Origin of the sequence: Streptomyces resistomycificus (assembly GCF_001514265.1) — a bacterium.
GTDB lineage: Bacteria > Actinomycetota > Actinomycetes > Streptomycetales > Streptomycetaceae > Streptomyces > Streptomyces resistomycificus.
Map to the genome: position 1 here is coordinate 378860 of NZ_KQ948992.1, position 26492 is coordinate 405351.

The window sequence follows — 26492 nt, forward strand, 5'->3', positions numbered from 1 at the left end:
CATGGCCGGCTCGGCACGCCACGATGCGGCGCCCCGCACGGTGTAGCCGTGCGGGGCAGCGGGTGAGTGAGGGAACGGGTTCAGGCCCAGGGGTTGACCGCCTTGAAGGAACTGTCGGCGCGGAAGGTGGCGTTGTCCTGGAAGGGGTCGATGCGCAGCTCGAAGTTGTAGTGGCGGAGGTAGCGGCCGGGGTAGTTGTAGGACTCCAGGCTGACCGAGCCGGTGGCCGAGCCCGGCCGGGCGCAGAAGGTGGCGTCCTTGCTGAAGGTGGCCGTGCCGTTGTTCGCGTCGAAGCGGATCCGGTAGTCCTTGTGGCGCAGGTAGCGGCCGGACGAGTCACGGAACGAGTAGCAGGTGGAGTCGGCCAGGCCGGGGACGATGGTGAAGGTGGCGCTCTGCTTGACCGCCGTGGTGCTGGAGGACGTCACCGGGTCGACGTAGCCGAGGCTGTCGGACCGGACGGCGGCGTAGCGGCCGGTGAAGTTGACCGACTGGAGCGAGCGGTTGGTGTGCGTCGGCAGGGCGGCGCCGCCGGAGACCGGGGTGATGCTGCTCAGGGTGGGCACGACCTTCTTGATCAGGCCGCCTGAGTCGAACTCCAGCTTGTCGACGGTGGTTTCGCGGTGGGTTCCGTCGCCGCCGGGGATGGCGAAGCGGTGGTAGGCGATGTACCAGTCGTCGGTGTTCTGCACCTGCACCACGGAGTGATGGCCGGGCCCCTTGATGCCCAGGTCGAGGCGCTTCTCCAGGATCACGCCTCGCTTGGTCCAGGGACCGGTGGGCGAGGAGCCGGTGGCGTAGGCGACGCGGTAGTTCTCGTCGCGGGTGTCGTTCTCCGACCACGTGAAGTAGTAGGTGCCGTTGCGCTTGATGACGAAGGTGCCCTCGTTGTAGCCGCTCGGGGTGATGTCGGTGACCTTGGAGGCGTCGAAGGAGACCATGTCGTCGTTCAACGGCACTACGTAGGCCCGACCGTTGCCCCAGTAGAGGTACCGCTTCCCGTCGTCGTCGGTGAAGACCGCCGGGTCGATCATCTGGCCGGTGAAGGCACCACGGGCGATCAGCGGCTTGCCGAGCGGGTCCTTGAACGGGCCGGTGGGCGAGTCGGAGACCGCGACCCCGATGTTCGTGTCGGCGGAGTAGTAGAAGTAGTACTTCCCGTTCTTCTCGGCCATCGTCGGGGCCCAGGCGCGGGCGTCGGCCCAGCTGACGTCGGGTCCGAGGTCCAGGATGACGCCGTGGTCCGTCCAGTGGACCAGGTCCTTGGAGGAGTACGCCTTGAACTTCGTGCCGCTCCAGCCCGCGAAGCCGTCGGTGGTCGGGTACATGTAGAAGGTGTCGCCGAACCTGACGATGTTCGGGTCGGCGGTGAGCCCCGGCAGGACCGGACTCCGCATGATCAGCGCCTCGACCGTCCAGGTGCGTTTGTCGCCCGCGGGGCCGGTCACCTCGTAGGTGAGCGGCTGGGTGAAGTCCCGCGGGGTGCCGGAGGCCGGGCTCATGGACGCGCCGTCGGCGAGGGTGAACTGCGGGGCGAGCGCGGTGAGTTCGGTGCCCTCGGTCAACGGGAGGGTGATCTTGCTGTTGGCGTCGTCGACGATGGCGTCGATCTTCAGCGCGGGGTGGGTGGCCGCACCGATGCCCGTGGTGTTCCCGCTGAGGTCGAGGACCTCGCCGGGCGCCAGCGCGCGGTTGTAGACCCGGAAGTCGCGGATCCTGCCCTTGAAGAGTTTGTCGCTGGTGTAGAGCGACTTGCCGATGTAGTTGGCCGTGGTGATGCCGGACCCGATGGATCCGGGGGTGAGGGTGACCGCCGTGTTGCGGGCCTTCTCCACGCCGTCCTCGTACAGGACGCCCGTGTTGCCGGTCTGGGTGTAGGTGACGTGCTTCCAGACCGAGCGCTGCAGAGCCGCGGAGGTCCGGGTGTTCTGCTCGGTGGACGAGTTCCCGGAGGCGATGGCGGTCCGGAACGTGTCGCCGGTGGTGAACAGGTACCCGTTGCCGGCGCCGCTGCTCGCGGTGTTGCCGAAACCGTAGAGGAAGTACGGCGTGGCCTGGGCGGCGTCGATCCGCACGTCCATCGAGACGGTGATCGCGTTCATGCCGCTCATGATGTTGTCCGGCACCTTGATGTAGGTGTCGGAGCCGTTGAACGTGAGTCCTTCCCCCGCACCCGCCCAGCCGGCGGTGCCGTTGACGGTGCCGTTCCGGCCGTTGCCCGAGGCGTCAGCCGCCACGGTGCCCGAGGTGGCGTCGAGTTTGTACCAGAGCGCCAGGCCGTCGGTGATCTCCGCCGCCTGGGCGGGGGCCGCCGGGCCGAGGACGCCCGCCAGGAGCGAGGCGAGGGCTACGGCGACCAGAGCGCCCGGCCGGAATCTCCGGCGGCCCTGAGGTCTGACGTTACGCATGGGTTCACATCCCCTGAAGAAGACATGCCTGAGGAAGGTGGAGCGCGAGGAGGAGAACGGTGCTCCGACCTCGTTGACCACCGGGACAGCGCGTGGGTGGGATGCCGACGCCTTCCCCGCTTGAGGGCGGGCGGCAGGTGGGGCGTCGCCTGAGGGCGCCGGCATCCCTGTCAGGTCAGCTCGTCAGACGGAAGGTGGCGTCGCTTCGACCCGTCGCCGTGGTGATCGTTTCGAGCTTCAGCTGGAACGCGTAGTGGCGGATGTAGCGGTCGGGGTGGTTGTACGACTGGAACGAGGACCAGGCCGAGTCGGCGAGTCCGGCGACCTGCCGGAAGGTGGCGTCCTCGGCGAACTGGGTGGTGCCGTCGTTGTAGACGAGCTGGAAGTCGGTTCCGTCGTGCCGCAGGTAGTAGCCGGGGAAGTTGACCGACTCGAAGGAGACGGTGCCGGTCCCGGCCAGGCCGGGCCGCGGCCGGAACTGGGCGTCCTGGTTGGTGACGTTCTGGTCGATGCGCACGTCGAAGTTGGCGTGCCGCACGTAGCGGTCCTGGAAGTTGAAGGACTGCAGCCGCTTGCCCGGGACGTTGGCCCAGCGCGCCTGGATCCGGGCGTCCTCGGCGGCCGTCAGGTTCAGGATCGAGCCGTGACGCTTCTTGGTGCCGCCCAGGGAGTAGGTTCCCGACGTCGGGAGCTTGTAGGTGCCGGTGGCGGACGGGTTGGTCGTCGTGACCGGCATGTATCCCTTTCCGGCCGCGTACTGGTCGAGGTACAGGGTCCACTCGTTGCGGTCCCGGAACTTCATCCACATCGGGCCCTCGACCTGGGAGCCCGTCAGGCCGATGCCGGAGAGGTTGCCGAGGTTGGTCCAGGTGCCGAGGATCGAGTTGCTGCCCTCGAGGGTGATCTGGCCGTCGCCGGAGGCCCGGACGTAGCGGTAGTTGCCGACGCCGGAGGGGACCTCGACGATCTGGGTGTCGATGATGCCCTGGGTGCCGGGGCGGTCGATGTAAATCTGCGGTGTCGTGATGGTGCGGAAGTTGGAGGTGCGGGCGTAGTAGATGCGGTGCTTCAGTACGCCGTTGAGGGTGGCATTGGTCGCCCAGTACATGACGTAGTCGTTGGTGGCGGGGTCCCAGATCGCCTCCGGGGCCCAGGCGTTGCGCCCGTCGGGGATGGCGCCGGCGACGTTCAGCAGCCACGGCTGAGACCAGGTGACCAGGTCCGTCGACTCCCACACCACGAGGTTGCGGCTGCCGTTGGAGGTGGAGTCACCCCACGACTGTCCACAGCCGATGCACAGGTCGGTCGCGATGATCCAGTACTTGCTGCCGTCGGGTGAGCGGACCAGTGCGGGGTCGCGCACCCCTCGCGTACCCACGGTGGAGCGCAGGGTCATCCCGCCGCCGTTGAGATCGGTCCAGTTCAGACCGTCCGCGCTGTACGAGAAGTACATCTGCTGACCGGTCGACCCCTCCCCGATGAAGTGCGTCATCAGGTACCCCGGATCGGCGGCGGCGGCCCGCTGAGGTGCGGTCACGACTTGGGCTGTGAAGAGCAGGCAGGCGGCGACGAGTATCGCCGCCAGCCGGGAGAGAACCGCGGGCATATGCGTTCCTGTCTTTCTGGAGTGCCATGGGCTGGGGCTGGGGCTGGGGCTGGGGCAGGGGCAGGCGCAGGGGCGCAGGTGCAGGTGAGGTCGAGGGGGAGGCCCGGCCTCCGTGCCGCTGGGGCCGGACCGGCTCCCGCGCGACGTGGGACGGCGCGTCATACCGGTCAGCGGCCGACGAGCCGCGGTTTCCGCGTGAGCATGGCAGCGACCGGAGACCCCACGATGGCGGGCCGGGTGACGAAGGCGGCGGAGAGAGCCGACAGAGGCGACTCAGGAGGGCGCCGGAGACGGGTGCGCAACACGGGCTGTCCCCTTTGACGGCCATGGTTCGAAAAATCGAACATTGTTCGCAAGTTCGAGCAGAAGATAGATGTCAGCCGGGGGCGCGTCAATGGAACTGGCCAGTTCGGTTTCCCGCGTTCGCCCCCGCGACCCCATGTGACCTCCGTGGGGTGTGACCGAGGTACGCGCCAAAGGGGCAACGAGATGATCTTGAAGCCCTGAGCGCTAGGCCCCCGTATTTCTGAGGGATACGCGCACTGCTCTGCCAGCGGCAGAACACCGGCCGGACCGGGCTCGACGATCACTACAGTCCAGTCTCATGACGACGATTACGACGCGTACGGTCGAGTATCAGGCCGACGGTTTGACGATGATCGGGCACCTCGCGCTCCCGGCCGGTGTCGACCGCCGGCCCGCGGTGCTGCTCGGACCAGAGGGCATGGGGCTCGGCGACGTCGAGCGCCGCCGGGCCGATGCTCTCGCCGAGCTGGGATACGTAGCGCTGGCCTTCGACCTTCACGGCGGGCGCTATTTGGGCGACCCCGAGGAGATGCTGGCCCGTTGCCTGCCACTGCTCGCTGATCCCGGCCGGATGCGGGGCATCGGCCATGCGGCGCTCGACGTGTTGCGCATCGAATCGCGGGCCGACCCCGACCGGATCGCCGCCATCGGCTACGGCACCGGAGGCGCTGTCGGGCTGGAACTCGGGCGCGACGGCGTCAACCTGCGCGCGATCGGGACAGTCAACGCACTGACCACGGGCCGGCCGGGCGAGGCAGCGCGCATTCGCTGCCCGGTGTGGGCCGGCGTCGGGTCGGAAGACCCGATCATGCCGCCCGCACAACGGAACGCGTTCACCGCCGAGATGCAGGCCGCAGGCGTCGATTGGCGCCTCGCGGTCTACGGCGGCGCCTTGCACGCCTTCCACCATCTGCCGGTCGACCACCCCACGGTCCCCGGCGTCGGCTACCACCCACAGCACGCGCAGCGAGCCTGGCGCGATGTCGTCGACCTGCTCGCCGAGTGCCTGCCCCTGACGGAAGGTCTGCGGGCACGACCCAGGTAAACAGCCTGGCGTCAGGCCTGGTCCGCGTCGGGCACCCACAGTCCCCTCCCCTCAAGTCCCCATAGCGGAAACACATTCGGGCGGATGCTCGACCGAGGACCGGTCCCGGTCTGTTCCCGGTTACGGCGACGAGACACTCGCTTTCGACGCCACCCAGGTCGTCGACAGTGGGGGACCCAGCATCCCCGTCACCGTCCTGGTCGTCCGACAGGACTCCACCGTCACCACCTTTGTGTCCCTCAACCCCATTCAGCCCCCGACCATCCCCCAGGAAATCGTCGACGCGCAGCTGAGGAAGCCCCTCTGACCTCGTCGGGCGGGGGATGACGTACGTGCCGCGGTTCACAGGACACCTTCGTCTGGAGGATCCGGCCTCCACGCAGCCGCAGTGGCACGGGTGTGACACGACCCCGGACGACGACAGGCCGGACGATCCGCAGCAACACGACGGCCGTTACGCCGGCAGCCAGGGCCAGAGCGCCGAAGCCCCGCACTGGCGCCAGGTCCAGGGGCGGCACGCTCGTGCGCCAGATGGCGTCCGAGCAGGAGCCCCTCGATCAACGGGCGAGAGCCGTCCCTCTCGCCGTGGAACAGGTCGTATCGAGGGGCTCTCGCTGCCTCTGAGGTCCACCGTGGCCAACACCTATGGGGCACGTCTGGGGGCACGTCTGACGGGGCGCGTCTGGCGCACGTCCGGGGCGCGGGCAACGGATCCGGCCTGACGCTCGACGAGAACGGTGCATCCGAGTAAGCGGTGCATCTGAGTACCAGTGCTCATGTGCGGTGCCCGCCGCGACCAGCATGCTGACCGCATGTACTTAGTGGATCGTCACCCACAGACGGGACGGCAGCGGGCATGAGACGTGCGAACGAGCCGTCAACCGGCCAGCAGATCGGGGTCAGCGTGGCGCTGCTCGTCATCGACTTCATGCTCATCGCTTGGTCGGTGTACGGCGTTGGGATAGCGGGATGGGCCGACAGCTACGAAAGCGACGGCGTCGCTCCGTCGAGTGCGTCGCGGGCGGCGTCGCAGGCACTGTGGCTTCTGGGGGGCGGCGCAGTACTGACAGGCGGTGGCCTCCTCGCCCTGGGATGGCGCATCCCTGGCATCGTGCAGTTGGTCGTCCTCGGAGGCGGGGCGATGCTGGTCTCTTCACTGCCGGCCGGTGGATAGCGCCGTTTCACTCGACGGCTCCCGACGGCGAGACCAGCGACCGTAGCGTGTTCAAACAGCCGGTCCACCCGAACGACCCGCTGTCCGGGTACAAGCAGGGCGGCATGAACGCCGAGGCGCACGACGTCACCGGCATCGACACGAGGAGCCGCTACGACAGCAGTCGCACCCCGCCGTTCACCGTCATGACGTCGATGCCCTACAAGCCCCGGCAACCCGCCGAGAAAGGCCCGCACCACATGTCCGCCGACCAGGCGTCTTGGAACACCGCCGTACGCCACCTGTACCGGGACGCGTTCGCGTACATCGCCACCGGCCCGCGCCGCCACGAGGACTGGACGCTCGACGTCCTCGCGCTGTTGGCCCGGGCCGTGCCGGACCCCCGGGGCTGGGCCCGCGTCGACGACGGGGAGAAGGACCCGGAGCGCGTAGGGAACCCGACGTGGCCCTTCGCCGGCCACCCCCCGGAGTACGTCGCGCCGCGCCTCAAGGAGATCGACCGGGACAGTGCCGAGAACCTGCTCCTGGCCCTCACCGAGGGCGGCTGCACCCTGTCCAACCTCCAGTACTTCAACGAGTCCGTGGACGAGCTGAGGGCGATGGCGCGCACGGTCCTGGCCCGTTACGGGGACGAGGCCGCCTATCGCACCAACGTCAGCAAGACCGGCAGCGCGCCCGGCACACTCGACTTCACGCTGGAGGGACTGGGGTACAGCCCGATGACCGTTTTCACTGAGGACTGCGGCCTCGTCGTCGTCTCGGACACCGAGGTCGGCCTGTTCTGGACCTTCAACGACCTGTGACCCGGCTGCTGCTCCGTACGTGCACACCCGCTGACCAGGCCACTTGAGAGGATGCCGCCGGCTGCCCCGTTCCGCCTCCTACCCCGACCGGGAGACTGCCGGGTCCAGCTGCCCGTCGTCCAGACCGCCCCTCCGGGGCTCATGTGCCCTGGACGTGCCCTCGCGGGTGGCTCCAGCCGAGTTCCGGTCCTGCCGCCGTGACCCCGGCCCAGGCGTCCCCTTGAGCATCCACGCCTGGACGCGCCCCTGTGCGCCCTTTACGATCTGCGCAATATATGGCGATATCGCGGAGGGTTTTGCCATGGTGCGGCCGGTTTCTTTGAGCGATGCGCGCGTGCGCGCAGTGAGCGAGGCGCTGAGACCGTACGCGTGGCGCGGCCTCACCCCCGAAATGGTCAGCCGTCTCGCGCTCGCCGCCGTCAACGGACACGGAGCGGCCGACGCGGCACCGGTGACCCGCCATGACGTGCGGATGGGAGTACTCGTCGACTTCCTTACCGGCTGCCAGTGGCGCTCGCTGACGGCCGGCGCCGTGAGCCGCCAGTTGGTGACCGCTCTGGACACGTGGCACCACGAGAGCCGATGGCTCGAGATCGAGTTGCGCCGACTGCTGGACGGAGACGGCTGAGCCAGGCCGCAACGAACCCTCACCCGCCCGGGGTGACGACCTGGCGCGCGTACGGCGCGGGCCCGGTGCCGACACGCGAGTACGACTGGCCGACGAGTGACCTTCTGCCACGCGAGTTTCCCGCCCTCGCGCCCAGGACAGAGCGGATTCGCACCCCACGAGGGGAGACGGCTACTGGCGGGCCATGTGCATGCGCATCTCGCTGGGGGCGTCGACGATCAGGTCGCCGGAAAGGTCGACGGTGACGGTGTGCAGGGTGCCGGTGAACCGGAACGGTGCCCGGTAGTCCGGGGTGACGGCCGATCCCGGGTTCGCGCCGCAGGCCATGCCCCCCGGGTTGAAGGCGACCGGGGTGGTGAACGGCATGTCGGTCTCGCCGACCAGGCGGCCGTCGATGTACAGCTGCGCACGGCCGGATGCGCCCTTGCCGTGGGCGATGTCCGGGTTGCCGGTGGGCTCGAACTCGAAGCGCAGTGTGTGCCGTCCTTCGGGCACCTTCTCGCGCGAGCCCACGTGGTACAGGGCCCGTTGGACGTAGTTGTGGGCGTAGTGCAGGTGCCCGTCCTTCACGTAGAAGGTCCAGCCGCCGGCGTTGGCGCCCTGGCAGAGAAGGACGCCCGCCGCGCCGCCGGGCGGGATCTCGACGTCGGCGGTGACACTGTGCGGACGGTTGAGGACCCGGGGCGCCACCGCGGCCGGCAGGACCTGGGTGCCAGGGCGGAAGGTGTAGCCGCTCCGGGCCTGCGTGATCTGCGGGCGCTCGAGCATCAGGCGCTCCAGGGCGCTGCCGTCGATCGGCAGCACGTTGTACTTGCCGGCCTCCACATACCACAGGGCGATCATCTCGATCAGTTTGCTGCGGTGCTCGTCGGCGAGGTTCAAGGTTTCGGCGACGTCGTTGTCGACGTGGTAGAGCTCCCAGTGGTGGGCGTCGAGGTCGTCGAGGTCCGCCATGGTGATCGACGTGCCGAACGGCCGATCGGCCTCGGCGAAGGAGGGGCCGGGCCAGGGGCAGACCGCCCGCCATCCGTTGTGGTCGATCGCCCGGTGCCCGAACATCTCGTAGTACTGGGTGCGGTGGCGACTCGCCGCGGTGGCATCGTCGAAGGTGTGGGCGAAGCTGACGCCGTGCAGGGGCGACTGGGTGACGCCCCGGATGCTCGCGGGCGGCTCGATCCCGAGCACGTCCAGAACGGTGGGGACCATGTCGATGATGTGCGCGAACTGGGCGCGGATCTCACCGCGAGCCCGGATACCGTCGGGCCAGTGCACGAGGAAGGGATCGCTGACGCCGCCACGGTAGGTCTCCCGCTTCCACCGCCGGAAGGGGGTGTTGCCCGCCCAAGTCCAGCCCCATGGGTAGTGGTTGAACGTGCCGGGGCCGCCGAGCTCGTCGATCCGCGCCAGGCTCTCGTCCAGCGTCTCGGGCGCGTTGTTGAAGAACTGCATCTCGTTGGTGGTGCCGGTCACCCCGCCCTCGGCGCTCGCCCCGTTGTCGGAGACCACCATGATCAGCGTGTTGTCGAACTCGCCGGTCTCCTTCAGGAAGTCCAGCAGCCGCCCGATGTGGTGGTCGGTGTGGGAGAGGAATCCGGCGTAGACCTCCATCATCCGCGTGGCCAGCCGCCGCGCCTCGGGGGACAGCGACTCCCAAGCGGGCACGTCCGGATCGCGCGGGGAAAGCTCTGCGTCCGCGGGCACCACGCCGAGCTGCTTCTGCCGGTCGAAGGTGTGCTCGCGGTAGGCGTCCCAGCCGTCGTCGAACCGTCCCCGGTAGCGGTCCGCCCACTCCGTCGGCACATGGTGCGGGGCATGGGTGGCGCCGGGGCACAGGTTCAGGAAGAACGGCTTGTCCGGGGCGACCTGCTTGGCGTCCGCGATGAACGACATCGCCCGCTCGACCAGGTCCTCCGTCAGGTGGTAGCCCTCCTCCGGCGTGGCCGACGGCTCGACCTGGTGGTTGTCGTACACCAGGTCCGGATACCACTGGCTGCAATCCCCGCCCAGGAACCCGTAGAACCGCTCGAAACCCCGCCCCAGCGGCCACCGGTCGTACGGGCCCGCCGCCGACTCCTGCTCCGAGGGCATCAGGTGCCACTTGCCGACCATGTACGTGTTGTAACCGTGCTGCAGCAGCATCTCGGAAAGGAACCCGTTCTCGAACGGGATCTGCCCGTTGTAGCCGGGATATCCGGTGGCCAGCTCCGTGATCGCCGCCATCCCGTTCGCATGATGGTTGCGGCCCGTCACGATGCACGAGCGCGACGGCGAGCACAGCGCGGTGGTGTGCATGTTGCTGTACAGCAGGCCGCCCGTGGCCAGCGCATCCAGGTTCGGTGTCTCGATCGGGCTCCCGTAACAGCCGAGCTGCCCGTACCCGGTGTCGTCCAAAACGATCAGCATCACGTTCGGTGCACCTGGCACCGCCCGCACCGGCTGCGGCCACGCCGGGCTCGACTCCTCCGTCGTCCGCCCCACCACTCCTGGAAACCCCTGCCCCGGCCTGTACTCGTTCCACGACGCCTGCGACATTCCGGCCTCCGTCCCACCAGCCGGCGCGAGAACCGGTGATGTGTGTGCGTGGGATGTCACAACAGAGCCCTGTCGCCGACACGCGATCCCGATCGGATGGCCGGGGGAAAGGCCCTGTCGTCGGCCTCGGCTGGGGTGCGACCCGCGCACTTCCACGCTAGGTCGCCACTGTCACCACGGCGACCGGGGCGCCGTACCCCGTCCTCGCTGTGAGCGAGCACCGGAAACCACGGCGTGATCGCGCACGGTGGCGGGGTCGCGCTTTGTGCCGCGCTGTGACATGGTCATGCCCGTGTTGCCGGCCGCTGCGCATGCCTACCCCATCAGTTCGTCGAGGAGTATGGCGCTGACACCGCCGTGGCCGTGGCCGGGTGGTCCTTCGTGCGCGACGCCCAGATCGCACCGTCCTCCCACGGAGCCGCCATCAGCCGGAGTCACCCGCATCGGCGGCGCGAGCGGGCTGTCGGCGCCGGCGCAGGGACCGTACATCCGCACCCTGCCCGGGAACCCGTCCGCCTCGGGTGTCTCCGCCGGTTGCCGGCGGTGACCGGCGCGGCCCCTTAAACGGCGGCTGGGGCGTCGCCCCATCGTGCCGGGAGGCGTGGCACGTGGTCCACCCACGCCATGTCGGCCGTCGCGACGAGCGACTGGCGGGCCACGGCCGCGGGGGTCACACCGGTGAACGCCATGACGTCCCGGTGCAGATGCGACTGGTCGGCGTAGCCGCAGTCGGCCGCTACCCTGGCCGCCTCCTGGCCCCCGGCCAGGCGGGTGGCGGCCCAGTCGAAGCGCACGAGCTTCACCGCCCGCTTGGGCGGCAGGCCGAGCTGCGCGTGGAAACGGGACCACAGGCGCTTGCGGCTCCAGCCCAGCTCGTCGGCCAGCCCCTCGACCCGCACCTGGCCGTGCCCGGCGACGATACGGTCCCAGGCCCAGGCCAGCTCCGGCTCGATGGCGGGCCCCGCGGCGGACAGCCGGGCGAGGAACGCTTCGACGAGCGCGAAGCGTTCCTCCCACGACGCGGCCTGGGCCAGCCGTTCGCGCAGCCGGGCGGCCCGCCGCTCTCCCCACAGGTCGTCCAGGACCACCACGGAGCTCTCCAGCTCAGCAGGGCCCACGCCCAGCACGGTACGCGCGATGGCGGGGGACAGGCGCACCTGTATCCACTCGACGTTCGCGGCCCGCACCCGCGCCGCACCGCCGACGCCGAAACCGAGCCCGGTGACAAGGCTGCCGCGGTGCCGCCGACCCGTCGGCTCGTCGATGCCGAGCGCCGCCTCGCCGCAGACCAGCGCCAGCGTCAGCACGGGGTGCGGGTCGAGCCGGTGGTCGACCGGAGCCGGGCCGCGGTCGCGCAGCCCCGCCAGGACGACGCCGGGCAGGCGGCTGGGCCGGGCCGGGCGCATGACCTGCCACACGGGGGTAACGACGCGCTGGCGCACGGCAGTTGACATGTGTCCATGCTACGGGCCCGCCCCGGACGGAACATTTCTTCAATCCGGCGGGCCGCGGCCGCGGCGAAGGTGAGCGCATGACTTCCACCGGAACCACCGCGCCGCCACCACCGGGCGTGGCCCGTCTGCTGCGTCCGTACGCGGGCGGCTTCGCCGCCGTCGTCGTCCTTCAGGTCATCGGCGCTGTCGCCGGCCTGGCACCGCTCCTCGCGGTCGTCGAGCTCGGCCGTACGCTGCTGGCTCCGGGGCCGGCCGACGACGGGCACGTGCGCGACGTCGTGATCGCGGGCGCGGCGGGGCTGCTCGTACGGCTGCTGTTCACGGCCGCCTCGTCCGGCGTCGGACACCTCCTCGACACCCGGGTGCAGCTGTCGCTGCGCCGGCAACTCGCCGCGCGGCTCGGGCGGGTGCCGATCGGCTGGCTCGCGCGGCGGCGCAACGGGGAGCTGGCGAAGCTGGTGGGCGAGGACGTGAGCGCCGTGCACCCGCTCATCGCCCACACGCCCGGCGAGCTGGTCTCCGCCTTCGTGGTGCCGCTGGTCTCGCTCGGCTACCTCCTCACCGTGGACTGGCGGCTCACGCTGATCACGCTGATCCCCGTGCTGCTGGCGGTCGCGCTGGTGCCGCTGATGATGACCCCCGCGCGGCTGCGCGAGCAGAAGGAGTTCGACGCCGCGATGGGCCGGATCTCGGCGTCGGTGGTCGAGTTCGTGCAGGGCATCGCCGTGGTGAAGGCGTTCGGCGGGTCGCAGCGGGCGCACGGCCGGTTCCGTACCGCGGTGGGCGACTTCACCCGGAGCTTCTACCGGATGGTGCGCGGCCTTTCCGGCGTCGCCGCCGGGATGCAGGTGGCGCTGTCGCCGCCGTTCGTGCTGCTGGCGGTGCTGGTCGGCGGCGCGTACCGGATCACCGGGGGCGGGCTCGCCCCGGCGGACCTGCTGCCCTTCCTGCTCCTCGGCCTCGGGCTGACCGCGCCCGTGGCCGCGCTCGGGCACGGCTTCGACGACCTGCAGGCCGCGCGGCGCGCCGTCGGCCGCATCCGGGACGTACTCGCCGAGCCGTCGCTGCCCGAGCCCGTACGGCCGGTGGCGCCCGAGGGACACCGGGTGGAGCTGCGGGACGTCCGCTTCGGTTACGAGGGTGCCGCGGCCGGGCGCGAGGTGTTGCGCGGTATCGACCTGGTGCTGGAGCCGGGCACGATCACGGCCGTGGTCGGGCCGTCCGGCAGCGGCAAGTCCACGCTGGTGCAGCTGCTGCCGCGGTTCTACGACCCGACGCACGGCTCCGTGCTCCTCGGCGGTGTCGACCTGCGTGAGGTGGGCAGCCAGGAGCTGTACCGGCGGGTGTCCTTCGTCTTCCAGGACGTCCGGCTGCTGCGCGCCTCGGTCGCGGACAACATCGCCCTCGCCGTACCGCACGCCGACCGCGACGCCGTCGTCCGCGCCGCCCGCCGGGCGAGCATCCACGACCGCGTTCTCGAACTGCCCCGCGGCTACGACTCGGTGATCGGCGAGGACGCCCGCCTCTCCGGCGGCGAGGCGCAGCGCGTCTCGCTCGCCCGCGCCCTGCTCGCGGACGCCCCCGTCCTGGTCCTCGACGAGGCCACCGCCTTCGCCGACCCGCAGACCGAGCAGGCGGTGCGCGAGGCGCTGGCGCAGACCCGGGGGAAGCGGACGACGCTGGTCATCGCCCACCGCCTGGAGACCATCGCCGACGCCGACACCGTCGTGATGCTGCGCGACGGCGAGATCGTGGAGCGGGGCACGACCACGGAACTCCTCGCGCGGAACGGCGAGTTCGCCGAATTCTGGAAGATCCACGCGGATGCCGTGGAAGCCGGTGCCGTGCATGCCGGTGCCACGGAAGCCAGTGCCATGAAGGGGGAAGAGGCCCGATGATCAACACACTGCTGCGCGTGCTCGGCCACGAGTACGCCGGACCGGTGCGCCGCACCGTTGCCCTGATGACGGCGACCGCCCTCGCCGAGGGACTGTCGTACGCCCTGCTGGTGCCCGTGCTGCGCGCGCTCTTCGGCAGCACACCCGAGGACGCCCGGCCCTGGCTGGCCGCCTTCGGCGCCGCGGTCGCGGTCTACGCGGTGCTGCGGTACGTCAGCGACCGCTCCGGCTTCCGCGTGGGTACGACGATGCTGCACGGCATGTACGAGCGTCTCGGCGAACACCTCGCCCGGTTGCCGGTCGGCTGGTATCAACCCGGCCGCACCGGCGAGGTGTCCGTCCTCGCCAGCCAGGGCGTGTTGCAGGCGATGGGCGTGATCGCGCACCTGTTGGCGCCGTTCATCTCCGCCTGTGTGACGCCGCTGACGATCGTCGCCGTGATGCTCGCGTACAACTGGCAGCTGGGGCTTGCCGGCCTGGCCGCTGTGCCGTTGGTGGCCGCGGTCCAGCTGCGCACGGCCCGCGCGACGACGGCGACCGACATGGAGCGAGTGGCACGCGAGCGCGCGGCCACCGGCCGCGTCATCGAGTACCTCCAGGCCCAGCCGGTGCTGCGCGCCGGCGGCCGCACCGGCGAGCGATTCGGTCTGCTGGACGACTCCCTGAAGGAACTGCGCCGCGCCTCGCGGCGCTCCACCCTTTCGGCGCTGCCAGGTGTGCTGGGTCTCGCGGTCACCGTGCAGGCGGTGTTCACCGCGGTGCTCGCACTCGGTGCGTACCTCGCCCTCGGCGGGGACGTCGGCACGGCCGAGGTGCTCGCCGTCCTGGTGCTCGCCGCCCGCTGCGCCGACCCGCTGCTGTCCCTCGCCGAGATGAGTGGTGGCATCCGCGCCGCCCGCGCCGAACTCATCCGCCTCGACGACGTCCTCAGCACCGAGCCGCTGCCGGAGCCCCGCGTGCCGCGCGAACCCTCCTGCCACGACATCGAGTTCGACGCGGTCACCTTCCGGCACGGCGACCGCGTGGTCGCCGACGGGGTGACGCTGTCCGTACCCGAGGGCGGGCGGCTGGCCGTCGTCGGGCCGTCGGGCGCGGGCAAGACGACGCTGCTGCAGCTGCTCGCCCGCTTCCACGACGTCGACGCGGGCGCGGTGCGGATCGGCGGCGTGGACGTGCGGGAGATGGACACCGCGGCGCTGATGGCGCGGATCGCCATCGTCTTCCAGGACGTCTACCTCTTCGACGGCACGATCGAGGAGAACGTGCGCCTCGGCCGCCCGGACGCCACCGACGCCGAGGTACGGGCCGCGGCCGCCGCGGCCCGTCTCGACGAGGTGATCGAGCGGCTGCCCGGCGGCTGGTCGACGGACGTGGGCGAGGGCGGGGCGCTGCTGTCGGGCGGCGAGCGGCAGCGCGTCTCCATCGCCCGCGCGCTGCTGAAGGACGCGCCGATCGTGCTGCTCGACGAGGTCACTTCGGCCCTGGACCCGGTGAACGAGGCGGCCGTGCACGCCGGCATCGAGGAGCTGATGGCGGGCCGGACCGTGGTGCTGGTGGCGCACCGCATGAGGACCGTGCGCCGAGCCGACAGCGTCGCCTTCCTGGACGCCGGGCGGGTGGTCGAACAGGGCAGCCACGAGGAGTTGCTGCGACGCGCCGGCCGGTACGCCGCGTACTGGGACCTGTCCCTGGCCGGGACGGCGCGGGACTGAAACGGCCGTGCAGGCTGCCGCCCCGGCCGCGCAGCGCCTCGGTGGAGAAGACGCCGGAACGGCCGACGAGGAAGTCCTCGGGATCCTTCAGCGGAGATCGGGCCACGGAGATCACCGGGCAGCGGAGTCTGTCGTGGCCGGCGTAGCGGCGGCGGCCGTGCTCGGTGTCCTCGACGACACCCAGGATCTGGCCGGAGAAATGCCCCCTCAGGGCGTCGTCTCCTCAGACCTTCTCGATTAGCACGGGGTGTCCCGCGAGGAGTTGCTTCATGTCGTCGGTGTCGGAGGCCACCGCGGTCGAGGGTCAAGCGCCTGGTCGCGCGCGGCTTGCTGGCTGAGCCCGCGCAGGGCCGGTTCATCCTCGCCCGGGGTGTGGCCGGGCCAGGCGGCGCGTCATGAGCAGGGTCATCGACCAGTTCCGAACCGGTGAGCCAGACAGTCACACTCCAGCGTGACGGAACTGGACTGCCCGCCCATCGACACGGAGCACTGCGGCTCTAGGGCCTCCGGATGTTGCTCGGTGATTCGACACCAACGAGCTGTTCAGGAGGCCCTGCTCGTGTGCGCCGAGCACCCCGCGACCATCCGATCGAGATTCCCGTTCGACGGACACCGCTCAGGATCGGAACGACGACACGGAAACTGAGACGGGCTCCCAGCCTGCGTGGCCAGCCGCGTCGGCGACTTGGCTCGCCACTGGTTGGTCAGGCGGGTCGCGCACCCGGCTCGCCGACATCGGGGCCGAGGTCAGTGGCGGCGGCCAACGCATGGGCAGCGGTTATGAGGTCGTTCTCCCACCCGAGGAGCTCGTCGGGTGGGATCCATTCGCTGTAGTCCGCTGCGGCGGAGAGGAACCGTGTCTCTTCCCGGGTTCGGGCCGCGACTGTCATCGACAGCCGATCGGCTACGTTCTTGGGGCTCAGCTCGCCTTTCGCGAGGCCGAACGCGAGGCTCACCAGGAGACATCGGCCGGCCGTCTCCTCGTCGGGAAGAGGTATGCCGAGTTCGCGCAGGGCCAGCACGTACAGTTCGCGGACCTCGACCGGGTCGCTGCGGCGCGGGAGTCCGGCCAGCTTGCGCAGGGCAGGGGAATCACGTCCGTCGGCAAGCGCATGCGCAGCGAGCATCGGGAGTTCCTCGGGAGGGAGTGTCTCCGCCACGTACTGCCAAGCGCTGTGCTGCAACCGGTCCATGCGTCCATCGTGGAGGGCGGCGAGACGTCCTGGCCAACCGATTGTTGTCGTGGGGCAATGACCTCTTCGTCCCGAAGCAACTTGGCTGGGGGCTCTGCCCCGGACTGGTGTGGCACTCACCTGCGCTTATGGTCCGCAGACGTCCGCGCCCGTCCGCCGTTGTTCGTGGGCGTTGTCACGCAGCTAGACACTCATGGCTGCCGCGCAGCTTGCTTCAGGGGCGGAGTCCACTGGACGGGCAAGCCTCCGTCAACCGTAAGAGCTCTAGTGTGGAAGATCGCGTATGCGGGTGGGGCTGAGATGGCGAGACGCCGGCCTGCGCGTTCTTGGGGATCCGCCGCCGTTCCCCGTGGCTCCCCGCTGTCTGCCGCTTCGGCGGGCACGCAGGGAGCACGAGGTCGGCGTCCCGATGGAGGTGGCTCGCTATTGCGATATCGGCAGGGACGCCCACCGGTTGAGCGGCCATGCGACGACGAAAGCCCGGCCGACGACCTGGTCCTCGTCGATAGTGCCACCGCCGGGTAGATCCTGGTGGTACCGGGAGTCTGAAGAGGCCTGACGGTGGTCGCCCATCACCCAGATCTTCCCGTTCGGCACCTTGATCGGCCCGAACGGTTTGTCGCCGCACGGGGTGTTGCCGGGGTAGATGAAAGGTTCATTTAGCGCCTTCCCGTTGACCTTCACAGGGCCGCTCCCCGAGCACTCCACGGTGTCGCCTCCAACCGCGATCACCCGCTTGATCAGGTTCTTCTCGTCCGTCGACGGCCTCAGGCCGACGAAGCTGAGGACCTCTTGCACCATGTTGGGCTCCTCTCCCCTCCCAGGGAGCCAGCCGCCCGGGTCGTGGAAGACCACGACCTCTCCACGCTGCGGCTTGGATCCGAACCACGGCGTCAGCTTGTCGACCAGCACGCGGTCGCCAAGCTGCAGCGTGTTTTGCATTGAGCCCGACGGGATCGAGTAGGCCTGTACGAAGAACGTCTTAATAGCCAGTGCGAGCAGCAATGCGACCCCGATGAGGATCGGCAGCTCCTTCCAGAAGGACCGCGCTTTCCTTCCGCCTCCGCCCGTAACTTTGCCGCCGGTAGTGTCCTTTCCGGATCTCGACCGTGTGTCAGCAACAAAATCTCCCACAACTAAACCCCCGCTTCTGCACCCAACTCCGGGTGCACCGTGGTCCAAGCCGCCCCTCACGTGCACAGCACCAGGCTCACTCAGCCACAACGAGTGGGAGTTCCCGCAATGCGGAGGCATCTCGGCCCGGCTCTGGGCCGGTATGGCTTCCCACGCCCCGAACCCTCCCCGCGCGTCATCCAGGTCCTGTCAGAATGCCACGGGACCGAATCCTTGCCGGGTAGTGCCTGGAACTGCCGGGCGGTGCTGTTTCCCCTGGTCAGAACCGCACGGCGAGCCACTTGAGCCGGCTCACGCCGCTCCGTATCGGGCAGTCCGCTCACGCATCGCTCACGCGCCACCGACTGCTACGTGGTTGCGCCGCTTTGCCAACCTGCGTGCACTTGTGGTCATCGAAGTACGGCAACGTCTGCCGGCGTTGCCGTCGGCAACTGCCGTCAGGTCTGGGGCTCACACGGGTTCATGCTGGCGCAGCACGTCCGCCGTCCGGGGCGGGGCGTGACGAACAGGCTGGTTCGGTGTGGTCACGTCACCGCGGTCAGCGTCGCGTAGACCACGACATTGCCCTGGTAGCCGGTCCCTTCGGCGTATGCACCCCCACAGGTGATCACGCGTAGTTCGGGCCGGCGGGAACTGCCGTAGACCTTCTCGTCCGGAAACGCCTCCTTGTCGTAGAGCTCCACGGCGTCGACCGTGAAGACTGCTGTTCGCCGGTCTGCCCGGGTGATCTCGATGGTGTCGCCCTTGGCCAGTGCCCCGAGCCGGTAGAAAACCCCGGGGCCTTCCTGCGTGTCGACATGTCCCGTCGTGACGGCTGTCCCCACTGAGCCGGGAGTCGTGCCGTCGCCGTACCACCCGGCAAAGTCCGGCATATCTGCCGATGGCGGGCGCAGTGCCCCTGTCTCGTCGAGGGTCAGTTCCGTTATCGGGGCATTCACGCCGATGGCAGGGATCCGCAGCCGGACCGGATCAGCCGGAGGCAGCGCCGACACGAAGGGGTGGTGGGCCGAGGCGGTGCTGCTGGGACCGGGCCGTACGGAGGCGGAGAAGGACTGCGCGGTCGAAGGTTGCGGAGGCTGTCCGTCCCGGAGCGCCGTGATCACCAGCACCAAGCCCGTCACCAGGGTGCAGGCGAGAAACTTGGTGAAAGGGGTGAACTGGGGAGAAGGATCGACGGGCTCATCGCCGGGTGCCATCGCTCTGGCGCCTCCGCTTCGCGGCCGAAATGAGTGAACACGGGGTGCGACTACTCGAGCCCCCGGACCGACACAGGCCCGGGGGCTGGGCGGATAGAGCAGGGCGTCAGGTGCGGGCACCGGCCGGGCGGCGGCGCATCTTGATCGCGCCTCCGGCGGCGGCTCCGGCGAGCAGCACCGCCCCTAGGGCAAGCTGTGTGCTCTTGTCGCTGCCCGCCCCGAAACCGGCATCGACCGCTCCGCTGGGGTTGCCGGTGCCGACCAGGTACGTGCCCGTGACTTTGACTCGGGGCGGGCACTTCAGAGTGACGGTGTAAGCACCGGGCTCGGTTCCACTCGGCACCTGGAATTCGCCGGTCAGTACGCCCTCGCGGTCGCCTGGGAAGAGGTGGAACTTGCCACCTGCCTCGGACTCGCCCTTCCCATAGGTCTCCGATCCACAGGCTGTGGTGCTGACGGTGACGGTAGAGCCTGGGGCGGCGTGTCTCGTGCTGATGTGGATAGCTGAGTCACTGGTGGGGCCGCTCGCGGCTGCTGCGGCTGGGCTCGACAGACCGACGGCACCGAGAACCAGACCGATGCAGGCGCTTGCGCACTTGATACGCATGAAGTTCCTCCAGGGAAGCAGTGGCCGGCCGGAATGCACGGCACCGTTGTTGTGCTCCGCTCATGAGAAGACCGACAGACCGTCAGGGCTGCAACACGACATACGGACGGATGGGTCACCCGGCCACACCCAGCGACCGCACTCCTTTGATCATTTACGCAGGTGAGCGGCCCTGAGGGCGAGATTGGAAAAATGCACCGCACAGGTGACGAAGGACCAGCGTCCGCCCCTTGGATGATCTTGAAAAGCGCAGGACGTTTGTGGCTGTCGCTGCCGTGGTTCATCCTCCTGCGGCGAGTGACCGTGAAGAGGGTTGGGGGAGTCCGTTCACGCGCTGCCTTTCGACGGTCCGGCCACCAGCAGGTAGCGGGTGTTCTCGTCGTAGAGCGTGAGTCGGTAGGCCGTGCCCGTGGTCAGGTAGGTGAGAGCTCGTTCGTGCTCGGCCTCGTCCGTCAGTCAGTGGCGGCCCGGCTGGGCGTATGCGGTGTCGAGTTGGTCCGTGACGTGGCGCGTGCGCTCGCGTAGCCGGCGCAGTGCCCGGCGAGGGATGGCCGCACCGTGGGACCCGAGCGGGATCGCGCTCGTTTCGTGCAGAGGGTAAGCGGCTGCCCAGCATCGGTAGACACTGCCGCGCTCTTCGGCAGCTAAGAGGTCCCCAGTCGTCGGCGTCAGCACGGGTGGCCTCCTGGGAGGACTGCCGTGAAGAGCTCCGCCGTGACCGTGTGACCGCCGTCGCTGTCATGGACCACGACCCGGCGCGCAATCGCGCTGACCATGCCCAGGCCCCGGCCGTGCTCCCCCTCCTGGCCCCGGTGCTCGACCTTCGGGGCTGTGCCGGTGCGGCCAGCATCTGTGACCGAGGGCGGGCTGAAGCTAGGTCGTGGGCTGATCCGTGCCCTCAGGGTCGGATTGCTCGAACAGGGAGCTGACGTTGTTCCACATGAAGTCCTCTCGCCAGTCCGGCTTGTCGGCCGCCCAGCCAAGGAGGGCCCGCAGCACCTTGTCCTGGGAGACCGTTTGCGTCTGGTAGTGCTCTGCGGGCGCGCCATCCCGGTATTCCAGTTGGTAGGTGTTGTTGTCGCGCAACAGGACCTGGATGTACCAGTCACCCGCGCACTCCTCGTCCAGCCGCTCAACGATCATGTGTTGGTTGTCGCGTCCGAGGTTGGCGAGCATGGTGCCTATCGCAGGCTTCGAGGGGCGCTTCACCACGTGCCCCCGGGCGTTCGTCGCAGTCAGCATGGGTGGATCCTGCCGGATGGGTCTGACAACCACCTCGCCGAGGAGCGTGGGCGGGGCCGCTCTCCCGAACTCGCACGCCCCGACAGGCATGCTCGCGTAGAGAGTGAATAGGCGACCGGCCTCGTGGATGTCAGAAGTGGATGCCGAAGGCCCCGGACCATGATCGGTCCGGGGCCTTTGCGCTGGTGCCCCCGGCAGGATTCGAACCTGCGACACCCGCTTTAGGAGAGCGGTGCTCTATCCCCTGAGCTACGAAGGCGATGGCGTCAGTCAGTGTAGCGGGTGGGGCTGGGCCTTTAGTGGTGGGCGGGTGGAGGGGGTGCGGTGTCGAGGGGGTGAGGGCGGGTGCCCTGCCTCACCGGCGGCCTGCCGCTCGCCGTCGGCGGGGGCCCCGGCGCGAGCTGCCCCTTGTGGGTTGACCTCGAGTTTGGTTGAGGTTTTACGGTCTGGTCATGCCTCAGACAACGCTGCGGACCATGTCGTCCGAGTCCCTCTCCGCCCTCTCCGTCACTCCGGTCCCGCTCAAGATCGGCGTCCTCATCGGCAGCACCCGTGCCGGGCGGTTCGCCGACACCGTCGCCTCCTGGTTCGTGGGTGAGGTGGGGAAGCGGGACGACATGGAGGTTCATGTGATCGATCTGGCCGAGCCGGACCTCGTGGAGGAGTTGAAGTTGTCCCTCGACCGGGGTGCGGGCGGGCCGGGGCTCGCCGCGCGGATCGGGGAGCTCGACGGGGTCGTGGTGGTCACGCCCGAGTACAACCACGGGTACCCGGCGTCGCTCAAGCTCGCCATCGACTACGTCTACAGCGAGTGGCGGGCCAAGCCGGTCGGGTTCGTGTCGTACGGCGGGATGGCCGGTGGGCAGCGGGCCGTGGAGCAGTTGCGGCAGGTCTTCGCCGAGCTGCACGCGGTCACGCTGCGGGACACCGTCGGGTTTCACATGGCCTGGGAGAGGTTCGGTGAGGACGGGCGGCCGTACGACGAGGAAGGGACCGCCAAGGCCGCCGGTGTTCTGCTGGACCAGCTCGCCTGGTGGGGGCTGACCCTGCGGGAGGGGCGGGCCGCTCGGCCGTACGACGGTTGAGCCGCTGTCGCCCGTCTTACGACAGCGGAACCCTCGTGAAGCGTCCGGCCACCCGCAGGTCCGCTTCGATCCGGTCGGCCGTCGCCCTCAGCTCCGGCAGGAGCTCCTGGACGATCTCCTCGACCGTGCGCCGGGCCGCGTGCAGCGCCACGCTCGTCGCCGCCACCGCTCTGCCCGTGCGGTCGCGGACCGGGACCGCGACGGCACGCAGGCCCTTCTCCAGTTCCTCGTCGACCAGGGCGTAGCCCTGGTCGCGTGTCTCCGCCAGTACGGGCGCGGGCACGGGAAGCGGGGAGGCCGCGGTGTCCGCCGCGTCCGCCAGCAGCACCCTGCCCAGGGCCGTCGCCGCCGCCGGCAACCGCGTACCGATCGTGATGTCCGCGCTCAGCACGCGTCCGGCGTTCGCCTGTGCCGTGTACTGGATCTCCTCGCCTGACGAGGTCAGCACCGCCAGGGACGTCGACTCGTGGATCCTGGACGACAGGTCCGCGAGGTGCGGGGTCGCGATGCGGGACAGGGGTGTACGGGACAGGGGCGGGAAGCCCAGCGACAGTACGCGCGGGGTCAGCCGGAACGCGCGTTCCGTCGTGCCCGCCGTCACGAGGCCCAGGTGTTCGTACGTGATCAGCGCCCGGCGTGCCGTCGCCCGGCTGAGGCCCGTCGCCCGGGCCACGTCCGTGAGCGTCAGTTCCGCGCGCCCCTCGCCGAAGGCGGTCAGGACGGTCAGGCCCCGGGCGAGGGACTCGACGAAGTCCCTGCCGAGCTCGTGCTTCGACGCCCCCGTCCAGGCCGCCAGGCCGAGTCCGGAGGGCGGGGCGGACCCGGCGCCCGTGCCCGCGCCCGTCCCCGATCCAGCCGCTGCCGCTGCCGGCGCCCCGCCCAGTTCGCGCTCCATCTCCGCCACCGCCGCCCGCAGTCGTGGCAGCAGCGTCTCGCGCAGCTCAGGCGCGGAGTGTCGGCTCGTGTGGCTCACGACGCTCGCCACGCAGGCGATGCGGCGGGTTCGGGGGTCCCGTACGGGGACGGACACCGCCACCAGACCCGGCTCGATCAACTGGTCGTCCAACGCCCAGCCGTCTTCGCGCGCTTGGGCCACCGCCCGTACGAACTCCTCGTCCGTGCCCGCCTGTTCACGAGGTGGTACGGCCGGAAAACCCAGGTCCTGCGGATCCGTCGCCCGGCGTGCGCGCCAGCTCTGCCAGTCGGGTTCGGCCCATTCCGTCGCGAACAGCGGGCCCGGCGCGGTGCGTTCGGCCGGGAGCAGGTCGCCGATGCGGAAGCTGAGGGACATCGTGCGGCGGCGGGTGGCCTGGTGGATGAAGCGGATGCCGTCACCGTCGCAGACCGCCAGCGACACCGACTCGTCCAGTTCGTCTGCGAGCGCGTCCGCGCGGGCGCCGAGGAGAGCCGGGAGGCGCAGGGCGGAGAGGTACGCGTTGCCGAGCTCCATCAGGCGGGGGGTGAGGATCACGTCCCGGCCGTCGAGACGGACGTATCCCATGCGGGTGAGGGTGGAGGTGATGCGGTCGACCGTGGAGCGGGCGAGGCCGGTGGTTCGCTCCAGCCCGCTCGCGCTCATCGTCCCGCCGGCCTCCGTCAGCCGCCGCAGCACACCGACCCCGCGGATCAGCGGGGCGACCGCCTCGGCGGGCACAGCGGGCACAGCGGGCACGGCGGTCACCGCGGTCACCGCGGGTGCTGCGGGTGTCGCGGGTGCGGAGGTGGAGCCGGCCGGCGGCACGGCGTCCCGGGTCGTCTCAGCGGGCATCGGCTCTCCGGTACGGCGGTCAGGGCAGCCCTACCGTAATCCCGGCGGGACGCGCTCCCTCACCCGCGCCCCGGCTCACGCTCGCCGTTCCCCCTGTCTGGACGCCCGACCCTGAGATGCCAAGTGCACGTTCCCCGTGCCCCACTCCGAGATGCCAAGCGCACCCGCCCTCACCCCAGCCCTCGAGTGACCCGGACCCGATACTCCCCAGCCCCCGAACCCCCTGCCCCAGCGTCCCCCTCTCCCTCCGCCTCCTCATCGGCCCCCGCCCCCGTCTCCGCCCCCACCAAAGCCGCATCCTCCGCCCCCGCTCCGGTCCCCACCACCGAGATCCGCACCCCCCGCCGCGTATCAAGGAACTCCTCCCCGGCGACGAGCGGCGCGTCGGAGAGTTCCGCGTGGACGTTCGGGCTGCGGGTGCAGCCGCCGCTGTCGCGCTGGGAGTCGTACACCGTGACCGGGCCCCGGCCGGTGTCGACGTCGGCGTCGACCTTGTAGACGAGGATGCCGGGACGGCACACCGCCTCGTCGTTGCCCTCGCGGGTGCGGAGTTCGACGGCGTAGCCGGTGCGGCGGTCGAGGGGGACGAAGACGAGTTTCGTGCCGCCCGCGCGGGCCAGCGGGGTCAGGGAGTACTCCGTCGTCCCGGGCGCCGTCGCGCAGTTGACCTGGGCCGCGTCCAGCCAGCCCAGTTTCCACTTGTGCCAGCCGAGGAGGTCGTTGTTGGCCCCCCAGTCCTCGCTCATGATGTCCCAGTGACCGACCGCGCCCCCGCCTTCCTGGGTGTAGAGGTCGGGAAGGCCGAAGACATGGCCGTTCTCGTGGGGGAGGACGCGGTAGCCGGTCTGTTCGTAGGAACCGGAGCCGTCGTCCTGGCGGGAGTAGACGAAGGACGCGTTGGCGACGGGCACCCCGTCCGCGACGGGTGCCTCGGTGTTGCCGGCGAAGGTCACCGACAGGACCGTGTCGAGGGCGGAGGGGCCCGCGTTCGGTGTCACCAGCACGTTGAGGAAGTCGTACGAGCGGAAGTCCACCCGGGGGTCGGCGACGGCCACGATGTCCTGGACCAGCTGCCGGTAGCCGGGGTCGAAGGGGGCGCCGCGCTCTATGCCGTACGCCCGGAAGGACTTGGGCATGCGCAGCCAGCCGGGGATCGGCGTCTCGGGGCGGTAGTCGAGACGGCCGTAGGAGCTGGTGCGGAACCAGTTCTGGGTCTGGGGGAAGAACTCGCGGAAGCGGTCGACGGCGCTGCCCGAACCGGGTGCGTCGGAGAAGTCGACCATCAGGGTGAGGGCGCGGACTGTGCCGGTGGAGCGGGAGTAGCCGCCGGGGGTGGGCAGGCCCTCGGACATCTGGACGGCGGGGCTTCCGCTGATCATGCAGGGGCCGTACGAGGAGCTGCGGGCCAGGGAGATCGGGCCGGCCGTGGTGGTGCCCGGCGCGAGGTGTCCGCTGCCGGCCGAGGTGCTGACGGCGAGGGTCAGCACGGTCACGGACGCGAGGGCGGCCACGCGGCGCGGGCGTATCCGACGGCTCGGCTGCATGCATGGGCCCCTTCGGTCCGCGGCAGCCGCCGATCTGAAGGCTGCGCCCTTCATCACCCTCTGGCGGGGGATTCGCGGGCGCGCGCTGGAAGAGCCCGAACGTGGGTTTCCGCGCCGGACGCCATGTGACTCAGGTCACATGAAACCGGGTATCGAGCGGGAAATAACCGGGGACGTCTTCCCCGTTTAGACCTGTGTGTCCGAGCGAAACGGGGAGAGCCTCCCCGGATCGCACACCACGGGGGCCGCACGGCCAATCACGACCATTAGAACCATCAGAGTCATCAAGGCCATCAAGGCCATCAGAACCATCAGAGCCATCAGAACCATCAGGTTTCACCCTCAGACCCAGGAGCACGCCGTGGAGACCGCCACCCCCGTCCGCAAGGCGCCCCGGCCTCGCGCCGACGCTCTGCGCAACCGGGAGCGGATCGTCGCCGCCGCCCGGGAGATGTTCGTCGAGTTGGGACCGGACGTCCCGCTAGACGAGGTCGCCCGCCGGGCCGGTGTCGGCAACGCCACGGTGTACCGCAACTTCCCGGACCGCGACGCACTGGTCCGCGAGGTCGTGTGCTCGGTCATGGACCGCACCTCGGAGGCGGCGGAGCGGGCGCTGGCGGAGACCGGCGACGCGTTCGCGGCGCTGGCGCGCTTCGTGCACACCGCCGCCGACGAGCGGATCAGCGCGCTGTGCCCGATGGTCACCTCCACGTTCGACCAGCACCACCCCGATCTGGAAGCGGCACGCGAGCGCGTCGAGCAGCTCGTGGAGCGCCTCATGGACCGCGCCAAGGCGGCCGGTCAGCTCCGCACCGACGTGGGACTCGGTGACCTGATGATCACCGTTGCCCAGCTCAGCCGGCCCCCGGCCGGCACCGCCTGCTTCAGCGTCGACCGCTTCGTACACCGCCATCTGCAGCTGTTCCTGGACGGACTGCGGGCCCCGGCCCGCTCCACCCTGCCGGGCACGGCCGTGACCATGGAGGACCTCCGCCAGGCCTGACCGATCAGTTCAGCGCACCACAGCAGTCCTACCTGCCTGCCCACCTGTCTGCCTGCCCGCCACCTACTTACCTGCCTACGTACGCCGGCTCGCGGCGGACAGCGCCGCCGAGCCTTCCTTGAAGACACCCTTTTTCCGTCCCTGACGACATCTT

The 26492-nt window shown here is 69.9% G+C and carries 17 protein-coding genes, 1 tRNA gene and 4 pseudogenes; 8 read left to right on the forward strand and 14 right to left on the reverse strand.

What is annotated here, in order from left to right:
• Positions 1 to 80: 80 nt before the first annotated feature.
• A pseudogene (locus tag AQJ84_RS19980) lies at positions 81 to 2318 on the reverse strand (family 43 glycosylhydrolase); the annotation flags it as partial.
• Positions 2319 to 2583: 265 nt separating this feature from the next.
• The gene (locus AQJ84_RS19985; RefSeq protein WP_059198847.1) at positions 2584 to 4014 is read right to left on the reverse strand and encodes a glycoside hydrolase family 43 protein; all 1431 of its coding nucleotides are present in this window, start codon (positions 4012 to 4014) and stop codon (positions 2584 to 2586) included.
• A gap of 604 nt (positions 4015 to 4618) precedes the next feature.
• On the opposite strand from AQJ84_RS19985, the gene AQJ84_RS19990 reads away from it, so the two are divergent.
• From AQJ84_RS19990 to AQJ84_RS20005, 4 genes are all read left to right on the forward strand, one after another.
• Positions 4619 to 5365 carry a dienelactone hydrolase family protein gene (locus tag AQJ84_RS19990; protein ID WP_053190216.1) on the forward strand — a complete coding sequence of 249 codons (747 nt, stop codon included), beginning with the start codon at positions 4619 to 4621 and terminating at the stop codon, positions 5363 to 5365.
• Between the two features lie 856 nt (positions 5366 to 6221).
• Positions 6222 to 6539, forward strand: a complete 318-nt coding sequence (locus AQJ84_RS19995; RefSeq protein WP_030039042.1) for a hypothetical protein — start codon at positions 6222 to 6224, stop codon at positions 6537 to 6539.
• A 47-nt stretch (positions 6540 to 6586) separates the two neighbouring features.
• On the forward strand, positions 6587 to 7342 hold the full coding sequence (locus tag AQJ84_RS20000; RefSeq protein WP_225877167.1) for a hypothetical protein: 756 nt from the start codon (positions 6587 to 6589) through the stop codon (positions 7340 to 7342).
• A 334-nt stretch (positions 7343 to 7676) separates the two neighbouring features.
• On the forward strand, positions 7677 to 7970 hold the full coding sequence (locus tag AQJ84_RS20005) for a hypothetical protein (RefSeq protein WP_157874912.1): 294 nt from the start codon (positions 7677 to 7679) through the stop codon (positions 7968 to 7970).
• 171 nt (positions 7971 to 8141) lie between these two features.
• Here AQJ84_RS20005 and AQJ84_RS20010 read toward each other — a convergent pair whose 3' ends face one another.
• Positions 8142 to 10373, reverse strand: coding sequence for an arylsulfatase (locus AQJ84_RS20010; protein WP_259294266.1), 2232 nt, complete (start codon positions 10371 to 10373; stop codon positions 8142 to 8144).
• Between the two features lie 689 nt (positions 10374 to 11062).
• Positions 11063 to 11956 (reverse strand): helix-turn-helix domain-containing protein, encoded by an 894-nt coding sequence (locus AQJ84_RS20015; RefSeq protein WP_051869669.1) that lies wholly within the window; start codon positions 11954 to 11956, stop codon positions 11063 to 11065.
• A gap of 77 nt (positions 11957 to 12033) precedes the next feature.
• Between AQJ84_RS20015 and AQJ84_RS20020 the strand changes: the two genes are divergently transcribed.
• Both AQJ84_RS20020 and AQJ84_RS20025 read left to right on the forward strand, forming a co-directional pair.
• Positions 12034 to 13854, forward strand: coding sequence for an ABC transporter ATP-binding protein (locus AQJ84_RS20020; protein WP_053190214.1), 1821 nt, complete (start codon positions 12034 to 12036; stop codon positions 13852 to 13854).
• Positions 13851 to 15566, forward strand: a complete 1716-nt coding sequence (locus tag AQJ84_RS20025; RefSeq protein ID WP_053190213.1) for an ABC transporter ATP-binding protein — start codon at positions 13851 to 13853, stop codon at positions 15564 to 15566. Before AQJ84_RS20020 ends, AQJ84_RS20025 begins: the two co-directional genes overlap by 4 nt.
• 1 nt (position 15567) lies before the next feature.
• Here AQJ84_RS20025 and AQJ84_RS44220 read toward each other — a convergent pair.
• The 8 genes and pseudogenes from AQJ84_RS44220 to AQJ84_RS20065 all read right to left on the reverse strand — a co-directional run.
• Positions 15568 to 15783 (reverse strand): annotated as a pseudogene (locus tag AQJ84_RS44220) (adenosylhomocysteinase); the annotation flags it as partial.
• A gap of 487 nt (positions 15784 to 16270) precedes the next feature.
• On the reverse strand, positions 16271 to 16759 hold the full coding sequence (locus AQJ84_RS20035; protein WP_051869670.1) for a hypothetical protein: 489 nt from the start codon (positions 16757 to 16759) through the stop codon (positions 16271 to 16273).
• A gap of 432 nt (positions 16760 to 17191) precedes the next feature.
• Positions 17192 to 18013, reverse strand: a pseudogene (gene lepB / locus AQJ84_RS20040) (signal peptidase I); the annotation flags it as partial.
• 404 nt (positions 18014 to 18417) lie between these two features.
• Entirely contained in the window at positions 18418 to 19089 is a 672-nt protein-coding gene (locus AQJ84_RS20045; RefSeq protein ID WP_078631691.1) for a class F sortase, read from the reverse strand.
• Positions 19090 to 19195: 106 nt separating this feature from the next.
• On the reverse strand, positions 19196 to 19696 hold the full coding sequence (locus AQJ84_RS20050; protein ID WP_030039052.1) for a hypothetical protein: 501 nt from the start codon (positions 19694 to 19696) through the stop codon (positions 19196 to 19198).
• 668 nt (positions 19697 to 20364) lie between these two features.
• Positions 20365 to 20556, reverse strand: a pseudogene (locus AQJ84_RS44225) (ATP-binding protein); the annotation flags it as partial.
• 13 nt (positions 20557 to 20569) lie between these two features.
• Positions 20570 to 20938, reverse strand: coding sequence for a hypothetical protein (locus AQJ84_RS20060; protein WP_225877168.1), 369 nt, complete (start codon positions 20936 to 20938; stop codon positions 20570 to 20572).
• 183 nt (positions 20939 to 21121) lie between these two features.
• Positions 21122 to 21197: transfer RNA gene (locus AQJ84_RS20065), tRNA-Arg, on the reverse strand.
• 193 nt (positions 21198 to 21390) lie between these two features.
• Here AQJ84_RS20065 and AQJ84_RS20070 point away from each other — a divergent pair.
• Positions 21391 to 22023, forward strand: coding sequence for an NADPH-dependent FMN reductase (locus AQJ84_RS20070; RefSeq protein ID WP_374934504.1), 633 nt, complete (start codon positions 21391 to 21393; stop codon positions 22021 to 22023).
• A gap of 16 nt (positions 22024 to 22039) precedes the next feature.
• Here AQJ84_RS20070 and AQJ84_RS20075 read toward each other — a convergent pair whose 3' ends face one another.
• Together AQJ84_RS20075 and AQJ84_RS20080 are read right to left on the reverse strand one after the other, a co-directional pair.
• A complete protein-coding gene (locus AQJ84_RS20075; protein WP_078631693.1) occupies positions 22040 to 23791 on the reverse strand; it encodes an IclR family transcriptional regulator domain-containing protein in 1752 nt (583 codons plus the stop codon).
• Between the two features lie 170 nt (positions 23792 to 23961).
• Positions 23962 to 25335, reverse strand: coding sequence for a M6 family metalloprotease domain-containing protein (locus tag AQJ84_RS20080; RefSeq protein WP_078631695.1), 1374 nt, complete (start codon positions 25333 to 25335; stop codon positions 23962 to 23964).
• Positions 25336 to 25696: 361 nt separating this feature from the next.
• Between AQJ84_RS20080 and AQJ84_RS20085 the strand changes: the two genes are divergently transcribed.
• Positions 25697 to 26338 (forward strand): TetR/AcrR family transcriptional regulator, encoded by a 642-nt coding sequence (locus tag AQJ84_RS20085; protein WP_030039056.1) that lies wholly within the window; start codon positions 25697 to 25699, stop codon positions 26336 to 26338.
• Positions 26339 to 26492 lie beyond the last annotated feature (154 nt).

Bases quoted from the DNA above. Each gene is read 5' to 3' on its own strand.
- AQJ84_RS20075 (WP_078631693.1), bottom strand. From the start codon at position 23,791: ATGCCCGCTGAGACGACCCGGGACGCCGTGCCGCCGGCCGGCTCCACC.
- AQJ84_RS20050 (WP_030039052.1), bottom strand. From the start codon at position 19,696: ATGCGTATCAAGTGCGCAAGCGCCTGCATCGGTCTGGTTCTCGGTGCC.
- AQJ84_RS19985 (WP_059198847.1), bottom strand. From the start codon at position 4,014: ATGCCCGCGGTTCTCTCCCGGCTGGCGGCGATACTCGTCGCCGCCTGC.
- AQJ84_RS20080 (WP_078631695.1), bottom strand. From the start codon at position 25,335: ATGCAGCCGAGCCGTCGGATACGCCCGCGCCGCGTGGCCGCCCTCGCG.
- AQJ84_RS19995 (WP_030039042.1), top strand. From the start codon at position 6,222: ATGAGACGTGCGAACGAGCCGTCAACCGGCCAGCAGATCGGGGTCAGC.
- AQJ84_RS20025 (WP_053190213.1), top strand. From the start codon at position 13,851: ATGATCAACACACTGCTGCGCGTGCTCGGCCACGAGTACGCCGGACCG.
- AQJ84_RS20010 (WP_259294266.1), bottom strand. From the start codon at position 10,373: ATGCTGATCGTTTTGGACGACACCGGGTACGGGCAGCTCGGCTGTTAC.
- AQJ84_RS20015 (WP_051869669.1), bottom strand. From the start codon at position 11,956: ATGTCAACTGCCGTGCGCCAGCGCGTCGTTACCCCCGTGTGGCAGGTC.
- AQJ84_RS20060 (WP_225877168.1), bottom strand. From the start codon at position 20,938: ATGCTGACTGCGACGAACGCCCGGGGGCACGTGGTGAAGCGCCCCTCG.
- AQJ84_RS20070 (WP_374934504.1), top strand. From the start codon at position 21,391: ATGCCTCAGACAACGCTGCGGACCATGTCGTCCGAGTCCCTCTCCGCC.
- AQJ84_RS19990 (WP_053190216.1), top strand. From the start codon at position 4,619: ATGACGACGATTACGACGCGTACGGTCGAGTATCAGGCCGACGGTTTG.
- AQJ84_RS20045 (WP_078631691.1), bottom strand. From the start codon at position 19,089: ATGGCACCCGGCGATGAGCCCGTCGATCCTTCTCCCCAGTTCACCCCT.
- AQJ84_RS20035 (WP_051869670.1), bottom strand. From the start codon at position 16,759: ATGGACCGGTTGCAGCACAGCGCTTGGCAGTACGTGGCGGAGACACTC.
- AQJ84_RS20020 (WP_053190214.1), top strand. From the start codon at position 12,034: ATGACTTCCACCGGAACCACCGCGCCGCCACCACCGGGCGTGGCCCGT.